Below are 13,918 nucleotides of genomic sequence, written 5' to 3'. Positions count from 1 at the left end.
CCCCAGCCGCAAGCAAAAGACAGCGTTCGCCTGTTTTGTTTTCCTTACGCAGGGGGAGGGGCCTCGATTTACAGGGGATGGGCACAGGCTTTTCCCAGTGATGTTGGAGTTTACCCAGTTCAACTGCCAGGGAGGGAAAACAGAATTGCCGAGCGAGCTTACTCAGATATGGGAGCGCTGGTGGAAGAACTGGCCCAGGTGATTCATCCGTATTTGGATCGCCCGTTTATTTTTTTCGGTCACAGTATGGGAACGCGAATTGCCTTTGAGCTGGCACGTACTGTACGGAGTAAATGGGGGCGTCTTCCGCTTGGCCTCATCGTTTCAGGAGGACGAGCTCCACACTTCCCGGAGCCGAAGCCTATTTACCATTTGCCTGATGATGAATTTGTCGCAGCGCTGCGACGCTTTTCAGGGACACCAGAGGCGATCCTGCAAAGCAAGGAGCTCATGGAGTTGTTCATGCCGCTGTTGCGTGCGGACTTTACCCTCGACGAAACCTATGTGTATGCCGAGGAACCCCCGCTTGATTGCCCGATTGCTACGTATTGCGGGACAGAGGATCAGGAAGCCACGCAGGAAGAAATGGAGGCTTGGGCTAGCCATACAAGTGCCGGATTTACGTTGGAAATGGTAAACGGGGGACATTTTTTCCTGACGACAAACAAAGATGTGCTCTTGCAATCGGTAACCAAAATGATCGGACAGTACCGGAGTGCGGTAGCAGGAAAAGGGGAGCGCTAACGGGATGCAGCATATGCAGCAGGTGCGAATAACCCACTTGTCTGAGATGTCAAAATCAGCTCTGGAGGAATCGTCCTCTTTGCTACTGGCTAAAGGGGAAGTACATATGTGGCTGACGTTTGTGCAAGCATGGGAACACAGTATGCAGGAGCTGGAAGGCGTGCTGTCTGCCGAAGAACTTGATAAACGGGCACGATTTCATTTCCACGCAGACAGGGAACGCTATGTTGTCGCACATGGACTGCTGAGAAGAATGGTTGGACGGTACCAAGGGATTTCTCCTCGCGAGGTTCAATGGGAGTGCAATTCGAACGGGAAACCGTTTTTATGTGGACCAAACAGTGATTCCGACGGACTTTTTTTCAATCTGTCGCATTCGCATGAGCTTGTGGCGGTCGCTTTTTCACGCGATCGCCTTCTCGGCGTTGACGTGGAGCATTTGCGTCACATCCCGGAAATAGAACAGATCATGAGCTACTTTCACCCTGTGGAGCGTGAGGGAATCTTGCGTTTACCTTCTGATGAGCGGCAGCAGGCTTTTTTTGATTGCTGGACACGCAAGGAGGCTTTTGTCAAAGCGACAGGGGAGGGCCTGAGCCGTCCTCTCGATTCTTTTTTCATGGAAAAACAAGATGGCAGCTTCACGGTAAACGGAGATGGAGTCAGGAGCGGGGAGTGGAAAGTTTACGGGTTTACGCCCGCCAGAGGCTATGCGGGAGCAGTTGCAATCGGGACAGGAAGACCGTAAATTGGAGCACGTGAAACGAGAATATTCCATTATACTGATAAACTTTATCGGGTTTAATGACGTTATATAAGCGTGTAAGAATATGGAAATCTTACAGTGAGAAACGAAGAAATCGTGAGAAAACGGAAGATAATCTACCCTATTTTTCCCAAATGTAGAAAAAACAGCTTGCAGATGATATTGACAATGAGAATCACTATCAATATCTTGTTGTTAGACAAACCAACATGATGCGTACAACGGCAAGGCAGTCTCTGCATGATCCGGCTTCGGGCGCAAAGAGTGACCCGCGGTTACACAGGAGGAGGACGGAATGAAAGTAAGTACGGAGTGGTATGAGCAAGCTGCAATATCTTATGAACAGTGTGGTTTTTGGGAGCCGCTGACACTTGGGCAGCAATTGCGCAAATGGGCGGAACAGTACCAGAACAAAGAAGCGCTGGTGGAGGACGAGGAAAGGCTCACTTATCGCGAGCTCGACAGCAAGGTGGATGCGCTTGCTTCCGGTTTTTATCACATGGGAATTCAAAAAGGCGACAATGTAGCCGTCCAGCTTCCAAATCGAATTTCTTTCGTACTGACTTGCTTTGCCCTGTTTCGCATCGGCGCTGTGCCGATTCTCGTATTGCCTGCCCACAGAGAGGCTGAATTGGACGGGATTTTTGCACTCTCGAGGCCAGTTGCCTACATCATTCCAACGACGTTTCTCGGTTTTGATTATACGAAGATGGCAGAAGATTTAGTCAAAAGACATGCATCGGTCAAATTCGTCATGACGGATGGGGACAGCCCGATCGGGAAGAACTTGGCAGAGATAAGCGGACCGCCAATCGAGCTGGAAGCGCCTTCGTACAAAGACACTGCGTTATTGCTGTTGTCTGGCGGTACGACAGGAATACCCAAGCTGATTCCTAGAACCCACGCAGATTACGTCTACAATGCAAAAGCAACCGCAGCCCGTTGCCAACTGACAGAGAAAAGCGTCTATCTCGCAGTTTTGCCGATTGCCCATAATTTCCCTCTGTGCTGCCCAGGTATCTTAGGCACACTGTCCGTTGGCGGTAAGATCGTGCTATGTAAAACTACCAGCTGCGACGAAGCTTTTCCGCTGATTGAGAAAGAGCGCGTGACCATTACCGGCCTCGTGCCTTCGATCGTACAAGTATGGCAGGAAGTGCTGGAATGGGATACAGAAAGCGACCTGTCGAGTCTGGAGGTTCTTCAGGTTGGAGGCTCCATGCTGGATGATAATCTCGCCAGCCGCATCACGCGAGAATGGAAATGCAAGCTCCAGCAAGTATTTGGGATGGCCGAGGGGCTTATCTGCTGCACATCACTGGATGATCCAGAGTCGATCATTACCAGCTGCCAGGGCCGTCCGATTTCCGAAGGGGATGAAGTGCGTATCGTGGATGAGCATGGAAACGATGTCGCGCCAGGTGAATACGGAGAATTGATTGTGCGGGGACCGTATACAATTCGCGGCTACTACAGAGCGGCGGAACAAAACCGCGAGAGCTTTACGCCTGATGGCTTTTATCGCTCTGGCGACAAGGCTAGAATCACGCCAGAAGGAAATATTCAAATCGGTGGACGGATCAAAGAGCAAATCAACCGAGCGGGCGAAAAAATCATGCCGGCTGAAGTAGAAACGTACCTGCGCATGCACCCAGCAATTAAAGACGCGGCGCTGATCACACTTCCCGATCCAGTGTTGGGCGAGAAAAGCTGCGCATTTTTGATCACCGACGACGAAAAGATCAGCCTGGCGGACGTCCATGCCTTCTTCCAGGAAAAAGGGGTGGCACGCTACAAAATGCCGGATCAAATCGAACTCATCGATTTTTGGCCGCTGACCAGCGTTGGAAAAGTCAATAAAGCCAAGCTAAAAGAACTGGCGTTAGCGCCAAAGTCAGAGACGAAGCCAGCGGACATCACCTATCTGGAAGAGACGTTTGCTTTTGCAGGTGATGCGCATATGGCAGCGGCACTGATTGCAGAGCACAGCGGATATGAAAACTACCTGCTCTATGAAAACGGAGATGAGCTGTCGCTAGGAATGGGGATTCATGCGCTTCTCTACGTGGATGGGGAGCAGACGACTTTGACTTATCGGACCGAGACTCTCCGTTTCGACAACAACGAGCTTAGTGAGACGCTCGAAAAAGCAATGGCACAGGTGCCGATTCAAAACTGGCGCGCTTATGGAACCGTCAATTTTGGCATGGCGCGTTATTATCAAGGCTTGCCGCTCATGCCAGAAGAGGATGGCTTGCTCAAGCTGTTTATTCCTGAGGTCGAGCTGCGCTTCAACAAAGGCACGGTCCTATTGAGAGCCTTGCATGAAGAGAAGCGGAGCGAATTCAGCCAACTGCTGCGCGAGCTGTCTATGAACACACAAAGCGAGCGACAGCTGACCCAAAGAGTGGACAAGCCAAAGCTGTCCGTCCCGCAAGCCGATACATACGACGCTGAAGCCTACATGCAAAATGTTGCCGAAGCTGTACGCGAGATACAGGAACGCAAATATCACAAGGTCATCTTGTCACGAAAAATTCCGCTTGATCACGAGTTGGATCTGGTTGCGAGCTATATTGCTGGCAGACGAGTGAATACGCCGGCACGCTCTTTCCTCGTTAGCCTGGATGGTCTCGGTGCGGCTGGTTTTAGTCCGGAGACGGTAGTAGAAGTCGATAGCGACGGATGGGTCAGTACCTTCCCGCTCGCAGGAACACGGGCAAAAGGCAGCAGTGAGGACGAGGCGATCAGGCTCAAAGAAGAGCTGCTGAATGACCCGAAGGAAATTGCCGAGCACGCTGTTTCCGTCAAGCTGGCATTCGAAGAGCTGAAAATCGTTTGCGACTCAACAAGTATCGTCTTGAACGATTTTATGTCAGTAGCTAGCCGAGGAACGGTTCAGCATATCGCTTCTCGCTTGAAAGGGAAACTGAAACAAGAATGCAATTCATGGGATGCCTTCCGCGCATTGTTCCCAGCTGTTACCGCTTCGGGAATCCCGAAAAAAGAATCGATTGAAGCGATTGGCAGATTAGAGACGGTGCCACGAGGTTTGTACAGCGGATGCGTCATGACTTTTGACAGCGACGGTGCCATGGATGCCGCTCTCGTGCTGCGAACGATTTATCAAAAGGACAGCCAAGCTTGGCTGCACGCCGGAGCTGGTGTCGTCGAAATGTCTTTGCCGTCCAGAGAACTGGAAGAAACGCGTGAAAAGCTGAGCAGCTTCTCCAGGCAGCTAATTGGAAAAGAATAGGGGCTTGCACGAGAGAGGAGGGAACGAGGATGTCAAAAATGCTCAATGACAGTCAGACCGCAAGTCCCGCCGCTTCCTTGAGCTATGAGGAGATGAAGAGGCAAATTCAGGCGTTGCTGCCCGCACCTGTCGCGTTTTCCGATGATCAAAACCTGATCGAGCTGGGACTGGATTCCTTGCAAATGATGAGGATGGTCAACAAATGGCGCAAGGAAGGCGCAAAGGTTACGTTTGCTGAGCTGATCGGTGCTCCTACCTTGCGTGATTGGCAGGCGTTGCTACAAAAAAGCAGCTCGTCGCTTCCGCGTGTGGACGAAAGGAAAGCAGATGTGGAAGTACAGGTGAATGTGCCCTTTCCACTCACGGATGTGCAATACGCTTACTGGATTGGACGCCAGGATGATCAGCCTCTCGGAGGAGTCGGGTGCCATGCGTACTTGGAAATAGATGGTGCGGGCGTGGAGCCGGATCGATTGGAAACAGCGTGGGGCAAGCTGCTGATGCACCATCCAATGCTTCGGGCTAGATTTTTGGCAGATGGACAGCAAGAGGTGATGAGTGCCCCGACGGCCACTGGTGTAGTGGTCCATGATCTGCGGTCTTTTTCTGAGGGCGAATTGGCACGGGAGCTAGACCGTATACGAGATCGGTTGTCCCATCGTCGTCTGGCGGTGGAAGCGGGAGAAGTAGCCGGTTTGGAGCTGAGCTTGTTACCAGAAGGCCGCACCCGCATCCATTTTGATCTGGATTTGCTGGTCGCTGACGTACAGAGTCTGCACATCGTATTGCGCGATTTGGCGGCAGCTTATGCACGAGGCAGCAAGCCTCTTGCTCCGACTAACTGGAGCTTTGCCCATTATCTCGGGCAAGAGGCACAACGTCGGGCACAGGATAGACAGGAAGCAGCCCACTATTGGCAGGAACGCCTTTCCACATTGCCGGGAGCGCCAGGGTTGCCACTGAAGGAAAAGCCAGAAATGATCAAGTCGCCTGTTTTTACGCGACGAACGCATTTCATGAACGCAGCCGATTGGGCGCTTTTGCAAAAGCGATCCGCAGCACAGCGGGTCACACCAGCGATGGTACTGTTAACGGCTTATGCAGAAGTACTGGATCGTTGGAGCACCCATTCGCAGTTTCTCATCAACATTCCGCTATTCGATCGCCAAACCGGAGACGCTGGCATCGAAGACGTCGTTGCCGATTTTACCAATCTGCTACTGCTTGCGGTTGATATGCGGGAGCCAACCTCTTTTCTGGCGCGGGTGAGAGCTGTCCAATCGCAGTTTCATCAGGATGTAGCTCATGCGGCGTATTCCGGAGTTCAGTTGCAGCGAGATATGGCTCGTGTCCGTCAGGGAGAGCGGGATTTTGCCCCTGTGGTGTTCGCGTGCAATTTGGGTACGCCACTAATCAATGACGAATGCCGCGACACATTGGGCAAGCTCTCATACATGATTTCGCAAACGCCGCAAGTATGGCTCGATTTCCAGTCGTATGAAATGGACGGCGGGCTCCTGCTGGCGTGGGATGCAGTTGATGAGCTGTTTCCTGACGGGATGCTTGACCAAATGTTCGGTGCTTTTTGCCAGCTGATGGACTCCTTGGTGACGGAGGACAATGACTGGCAAGGTGCATCCGTGCTGCTCCCCGATTTGGAACAGAAGAGGAACAATCAATCTGTAGACGATTCACAACAGCAATTGAATCAATGCTTACACAGTGCCTTTTTTACCTATGCAAAAGAGAATCCACACGAGCTGGCATTAATCGATAGTCATGCATCCATTACTTTTTCGTATGGCGAGTTAGCGACGTACGCGTTGCAGATTGCAGCGTATCTCCAAAAGCAAGGCGTTGAAGCAGGAGAACCTGTGGCAGTCAGCCTGCCGCGCGGAATCGATCAAGTCGCTGCGGTCCTTGGTATCGAGGCACGAGGAGCATGCTACGTCCCGGTTGGAATTGGGCAGCCATCTACAAGGCGTGAGCGCATTCATCAAAAAGCGGGGATTCGCTATGTGCTTACGGATACGGAGCAAGTACAAACACTGGAGTGGCCGGAAAACGCTGTAGTTCTGTCGGTTACAGATGCGTTAAATGTCTCACCGCTGGCTGAACCCGTGCCGATTTCTTTTGACAGTCTTGCCTACATCATCTTTACTTCTGGCTCCACAGGTGAACCAAAAGGGGTAGAAATCAGTCATTCCGGGGCATGGAACACCATTGCAGAGATAAACAGACGCTACGGAATCGGGCATACGGATCGGATTTTGGCGGTTTCCTCGCTTGATTTTGACCTGTCTGTCTATGACCTGTTCGGATTGCTCAGTGTAGGCGGCTCGATTGTACTTATAGGCGAAGAGTTGCGACGGGATGCCGCTCATTGGGCGAGACTGGTGGACCAGCATCATGTGACACTGTGGAACTCCGTGCCCGTGCTGCTCGATATGCTTTTAATAGCTGCGGAGAGCGGACCTTATGAGAGCTTGCCGCTTCGCTTGACCATGCTTTCTGGAGACTGGATCGGCCTCGATTTACCGCAAAGATTGAACCAGCTCGCACCGAACAGCCAGCTTGTGGCGATGGGGGGAGCGACAGAAGCGTCGATCTGGTCCAACTTTTTTGATGTTACGCTGCCATTGCCCGCTCATTGGACATCGATTCCGTACGGTCGACCGCTCGCGAATCAGGCTTATCGGGTTGTCGATGCGCATGGACGTGATTGCCCTGACTGGGTAGAGGGAGAATTGTGGATCGGCGGAGCAGGTGTGGCAGTAGGCTATCGGGGTGATCCAACACTAACCGCAGAACGCTTCGTCAACTGGAACGGTTCGTGCTGGTATCGGACTGGTGATCTCGGGCGTTATTGGCCGGATGGGACCATTGAATTTCTCGGGCGCAAGGACTTCCAGGTGAAAATCAGGGGGCATCGCATCGAGCTGGGTGAAATCGAATCGGCCATGAAGCAGCATCAGGGGATTCGTGATGCGGTAGTGACAGCAGTAGGTGATCCGCGTGAGAACAGGCAGCTGGTTGGATATGTGGTGCCAGAACGGGAAAGCGAATCAGCACTGTTTGATCGTATAGAGGCTGATCCGAAAAAGAGCGAAGAACTGTGGGCAGATGTCATCGATACGGGGCATGTGCAGACCTTGTCGGAGCATTTTGCAAGCATTAGACCGGAAGATGTCACCTCTTTTTGGGCGTACATGGAGCAACTTGCCGTTCGATTCATTTACCGCGCATTGGAGATGGCGGGAGTGAGATTTGAGCAACACGCCACCTATTCCCTCGATGATTTAATGCAGAGCTGCGGGATTCAAGAGCGTTATCGCGGGCTGGTCAGACAGTGGCTTCAAACATTGGAGGACGAGGGCTTTGTCCATAAAGACAAATCGGATGTCTACAGCATCACGCAGGCGAGCCTGACTGAACGGTTGGAAAAGTCGCAGGCGCCCGCACCCGCATGGGAACCGCATGCACAAGCTCTTTTGCGTTACTTGGAAAAAGTCAATGACGAGAGTGTTGCGCTTTTGCGTGGTGAGTTTGACCCGTTGGCCCATTTCTTCTCGGAGGAAGTAAGTCTGACTCCGAATGATCTGATGCAGACACTCCCTGGCGCAAAGCATCGTGACAGCGCAGCGCTGGCGCTGGTCGAAAGGCTGGTACATCGTCTTGGAGAAAGGTCTGAATCGGGACCGATACGTGTGCTGGAAATCGGGGCGAGGAGCCTAGCACTGACGGAATCATTGCTGGCTGTACTCCCGGCAGATGCGACACATTTTACATGCACAGACACCTCAACTTTCTTTACGAATGCAGCTAAAACGAGGTTCCGGGAGTACCCGTTTGTGTACTATCAACTGCTGGATATCAATCAAAGCCCACTATCTCAAGGCTTTGAAGCACACCAGTTCGACGTTGTTATTGCCTCGGATTCCCTGCATCGTGCGAAAAACATCGGGATGGCCCTCTCTCATGTACAAAGCCTTTTGGCTCCGGGAGGCATGCTGGTTTTGCTGGAGATGACCCGCAACAGCCGATTGCAACAAATCAGCACGGCATTTCTCGAAGATGGCTTTACGCATTTCGAAGATGAGCGACGTAATGAACAGCGCCCCTTGTTATCGGTGGAAGCATGGCAACAAGCGTTGCAGCAGCAATCCTTCGCACAAGTGGCAGCTTTCCCAGAACAGAACGATTTTGGTCAGCATGTACTGGTTGCGCAGGCGCCACTTCAAGCCAAGCGCTTCAACGCTGCACAACTATCTGGCTTCTTGAGTCAAAAGCTGCCTGATTACATGGTTCCGACTGCGTTTCTTTTGTTGAACGAACTGCCGCTTTCTGCAAACGGCAAGGTAGATCGGCAAGCACTGCCGACTCCTGACAGCCTGATGAAGGCCAAAGCAGAAAAAGCGTATACAGCTCCAACGACACCAATCGAAACAGCACTTGCGGCTATTTGGTGCCAGCTATTTGAAGTGGATCGGGTAGGTGTCACAGACAACTACTTCGAGCTCGGCGGGGATTCGCTATTGGCAACCAGACTCAGTGCAATGGTTCGCAGCAAGCTTGCGGTAGAGCTGTCGTTAGGGCGCATTTTTGAAAAGCCGACGATTGCCGGACTTGCCCAGCATGTGCAGATGCTTCTGGAGGAAAAAGGAACAGCGTCAGGCTTGCCAGCAATGGTACTGGCTCCACAAGACAGGCATCAGCCTTTCCCGCTAACGGATATCCAGCAAGCCTACTGGGTCGGGCGCAGTGGTGTTTATGCCTTGGGGCATGTCTCCACGCATTGCTATTTCGAAATCGAAGGGCAGCACTTGGACCTGGAGCGAATCAATCGAGCTTGGCAACGATTAATTGACCACCATGAAATGATGCGGGCCGTGATTTTGCCGGATGGCTGGCGTCAGCAGATTTTGGAGCAGGTTCCTGCTTACCGGATCGAGGTCACTGATTTGCGGAACCAATCGGCTGAAGAAGCTGAGTCCGAGCTGCAAGCGATTCGGGAGGAAATGTCCCATCAGGTATTGTCTACGGATGTATGGCCGTTGTTTGAGGTGCGCGCTTCCCGCTTTGGCGACGAACGGGTTCGCTTGCATATCAGCTTTGACAACCTGATTTTTGACGGATGGAGCATGTTTCATCTCTTGAGCGAGTGGACGAGGCTGTATCATGAGCCTGATGCACCATTGGCACCACTGGATCTAAGCTTCCGCGATTATGTCCTAGCGCAAGAAGCGCTCAAATCTACAGAGCTGTACCAACGCGATCTGGACTATTGGATGTCCCGCCTGCCAGATTTGCCGCCAGCACCACAGCTGCCTTTGGCGAAAAATCCTGACACGATTACCGTGCAGCGATTCCATCGTTTGGAAGCCAGAATCAATCGCCAAGCATGGCAGCGGCTCAAAAAGCGGACAGCAGAGGTCGGTCTGACGCCTTCCGGGATACTGCTGACAGCGTATGCCGAAACCCTCGGTACATGGAGCAAGAGTTCGCGTTTTACGATCAACCTGACGCAATTCAATCGATTGCCCTTGCACGCGCAAGTAGGCGAAATCGTGGGTGACTTCACTACGTTGACCTTGCTGGCAGTCGAGTTGTCCGCTGGCGAGACGATTTTGGAACGCGGCAGGAATTTACAGCAGCAGCTATGGCGCGATTTGGACCATCCTTATGTGGGCGGAGTTCAAGTCCAGCGTGAATTGGCGAAGCAAACAGGAGAGCACAACGGTGTGGCCATGCCGATTGTCTTTACGAGCGCATTGGGTGTAGAGCAGTGGAGTGGGTCTGACTCCGATGGCAAATGGCTGGGCAAGCTCGTTTACAACATCACGCAGACGCCGCAGGTATGGATGGACCATCAAGTGGTTGAGCAAGACGGAGAACTGCTGTTGATCTGGGATGCCGTAGAAGGACTGTTTCCAGAAGGACTCCTTGCTGACATGTTTACAGCCTATTGCGAACTGCTGCATCGACTGACAGAAGAGGATGCGGTATGGCAAGAGTCGGCACCGAACCTGATTGCTGTCCCTCGACTGGATGCAAGAATCGCTGCAAACGATACGGGTGCGCCTATATCCACAGAAACTCTCGTTGGGCTATTTGACAAACAAGCTGCATGCCAAACGGATCAGCCTGCCGTGATCTCTACTCAGCGGACGTTGACCTATGGGGAGCTTGCCGACGCTGCTGACCAAATCGCGAAGTGGCTGCGTTCACAAGGAGTCCAACCGAATACGTTGGTCGCTGTCGTGATGGAAAAAGGCTGGGAGCAGGTCCCAGCCACGCTCGGGATTATGAAGTGCGGGGCCGCTTATTTGCCGATTGACCCGCTACATCCAGAGGAACGACGCTCTCAGCTTTTGCATGATGGACAAGTACAGTTCGTGCTGACGCAGTCTTGGCTGGATGAACGATTGCGCTGGCCTGCGGATGTGGAGCGGCTGATTGTGGACCAGATGATGGCAAGGGATGAGGTAAGCACGGTTGACGCAGTGACACCAGTTGCCGGGCAGCTGGAGGATTTGGCCTATGTCATCTATACATCCGGGTCAACGGGCCTGCCAAAAGGAGTCATGATCGACCATCGAGGCGCGGTCAACACGATTGAAGATATCAATCAACGATTTGCAGTGGGGGCACAAGATCGGGTACTCGCTTTGTCCAATCTGAATTTCGATTTGTCGGTCTATGACATTTTCGGCATGCTTGCCGCGGGTGGAACGATTGTCATGCCGGATGCTGATAAAGCCAAAGATCCTGCACACTGGCTGGAATGGCTGGAAGCTGAGCAGGTGACGGTGTGGAACACAGTTCCGGCGCTGATGCAGATGCTGATCGAATACGCAATGGGGAGAAACCTTCCCTTGCCGCAATCGTTGCGTCTCGTCTTGTTGAGCGGTGATTGGATTCCACTGGATTTGCCAGACAAGATCAAGTCGTTTTTCCCTCACGTTCAGGTGATCGGTTTGGGTGGCGCAACAGAGGCTTCAATCTGGTCAAACCTTTTCAAAATCGAAGACATTGATCCTAGCTGGAAAAGCATTCCGTACGGTCGTCCGATGGTCAATCAGCGCTACCATGTGCTAAACGAATCGATGGGAGATTGCCCCGCTTGGGTGCCAGGACAGCTGTTTATCAGTGGCATTGGGCTTGCCAAAGGCTACTGGAGAGATGAAAACAAGACGAATGAAAAATTCATCACGCATCCACAGACAGGAGAAAGATTGTACCGCACGGGGGATTTGGGCCGTTACTTGCCAGATGGCACGTTGGAGTTTCTCGGTCGGGAAGATTTCCAAGTGAAAATCAGAGGGCATCGGATTGAGCTGGGCGAGATCGAGACGGCATTGAAACGCCATGACGGGCTCAAAGACGTTGTCGTGGCCGTGCCAGATGACGGTGCGGATGAAAAGCGCTTGGTCGGGTATGTGGTGCTGGATCGCGAAAAGGATTCCGCGTTATTCGAAACAGAGCTGGCCGATCCCGCTGCAAGTGCTGCTCGATGGCAGGCGATCAACAGCATGGGTCACGCGCAGGCCGATACCATTCCTGCGAGTGTCGATGTGAAAGACGTCACGCAATTCCTGATGGAGGCTGACCGCGTAAGCACCGCCTACATGTGCCGCACGCTGGAGCATATGGGGATGTTCTCGCAAGTAGGAGAAGGCACTTCAATTGCGGAGCTCATGCATCGTTTTCAGATTCACCCCCGTTATCAGGCTTTGCTTGCGCATTGGCTGGAGGTGCTGGTAGAAGAAGGCTTGCTGGAAAAACAAGCTGCGGGTACGTACGTGAGTCTACGTTCATTGCGTGAAGGTGTGCCGGATGTTGTTCTGTCCGCTTCCTCGCTCCGTACGGAGGCAGCTCGTGAACTCGAAGCCGTTTTCCGCCGAGACTATCCGTTGTTTATTGGTCTGTTAACGGGTGAGCTCGATCCGTTGGAGCTCTTTTTAGCAGACGATGCCTTCTTAACACCTGCTGGATTGAGCCGCTTTGACCTGACACGGGAGTTTTACAGCAGTCTTGCCGGGGCGGTGTTCGGCAGTATCGTAAACCACCATCCGTCTGACAAAACATTGCGGGTGTTAGAGCTTGGCACGAGAGCCGGAAGCTTAACGCAAACGCTGGTGTCCACCTTGCCTGCAGAACGAAGTCGTTATTTATACGTCGACGAATCCTCCTTTTTTACCGACAGGGCAAAGAAGGAGTGGGGAGAGCAGGCTCCGCTTGAATACGGTCATCTTGACATGAACATAGCACCGCTTGCGCAAGGCTATGATCCGCATTCGTTTGACGTCATTGTTGCGGACAATACACTGCATCGCTCTCGTGATATAGGGAAAACGCTGGCGTACTTGAAAGGGCTACTCGCACCTGGGGGGCTTCTGTTCCTGGTCGAGTCGACGCGCAACAGTCGTCTGTTGCTGACCACTGTCGGCTTCTTCGAGGATGGGTTTAGCCATCTGGAGGATGAACGCAAAGCCAATCATCTTCCTCTGCTTACGGCAGAGCAATGGCGAGCGGGCTTGGAAAAACAAGGCTTCGCTAATGTCCTTGCTATTCCGGATAAAACTCAGGTCGCAGAGGCGTTCGAGCGCCATCTGATTGTGGCGCAAGCACCGGAGGCGGTTCGTTTGTTCCAGCCGGAAAAATTGTCCGAAGCCTTGCGGAATAGCTTGCCTGACTACATGGTGCCAAGCGAGTATGTGCTGCTGGATGAACTGCCACTATCCGCCAATGGAAAAGTAGATCGGAAGGCAATCACAAAGCTTGGCAAAAGAAAGGCAAGCATGCCGAAAAAGACGCATGTAGCGCCTTCCAGCGAGCTCGAGGTCAAGCTCGCAAGCGTCTGGGAAGAGGTGCTTGGTGTAGCGGAAATCGGAATCCACGACAGCTTTTTTGCGCGGGGTGGAGACTCATTGCGCGCGATCCAATGCCTCAATCTTTTAAGAGAGAGATACCAAATTGATTTGTCTCTGCAAAGCTTGTTTGAAGCTTCCACGATCTGCACCCTTGCCGAGCTGATCAAGACGAGCACACAGGCAGTGGAAGATCTCGCAGCGGATTTTGACGAGGGGACCATTTAAATAAAGAAAAACCGCAGATGAGAGAGGTGGGCTGCGACTCAGTGGCAGGGGGGG

At 52.5% G+C, this 13,918-nt stretch carries 4 protein-coding genes; all 4 read left to right on the top strand.

Going from position 1 to position 13,918, the window contains the following annotated elements; all coding sequences use genetic code 11:
- Positions 1–744 (top strand): thioesterase II family protein (locus PMI05_RS01540; RefSeq protein ID WP_007716344.1); only part of this gene is annotated, 744 nt, incomplete at its 5' end.
- A gap of 4 nt (positions 745–748) precedes the next feature.
- Positions 749–1,492: a 4'-phosphopantetheinyl transferase superfamily protein gene (locus tag PMI05_RS01535; RefSeq protein WP_007716341.1), complete on the top strand. Its 744-nt coding sequence runs from the start codon at positions 749–751 to the stop codon at positions 1,490–1,492.
- Positions 1,493–1,805: 313 nt separating this feature from the next.
- Positions 1,806–4,766: a salicylate synthase gene (locus PMI05_RS01530; protein WP_007716337.1), complete on the top strand. Its 2,961-nt coding sequence runs from the start codon at positions 1,806–1,808 to the stop codon at positions 4,764–4,766.
- A 29-nt stretch (positions 4,767–4,795) separates the two neighbouring features.
- Positions 4,796–13,864, top strand: a complete 9,069-nt coding sequence (locus PMI05_RS01525) for a non-ribosomal peptide synthetase (protein ID WP_007716334.1) — start codon at positions 4,796–4,798, stop codon at positions 13,862–13,864.
- The last annotated feature ends 54 nt before the right edge of the window (positions 13,865–13,918 follow it).

The organism is Brevibacillus sp. BC25 (assembly GCF_000282075.1).
Taxonomy (GTDB): domain Bacteria; phylum Bacillota; class Bacilli; order Brevibacillales; family Brevibacillaceae; genus Brevibacillus.
Note: the sequence above shows the minus strand (reverse complement) of the source record. Positions and strands in the feature narration are given on the sequence as shown.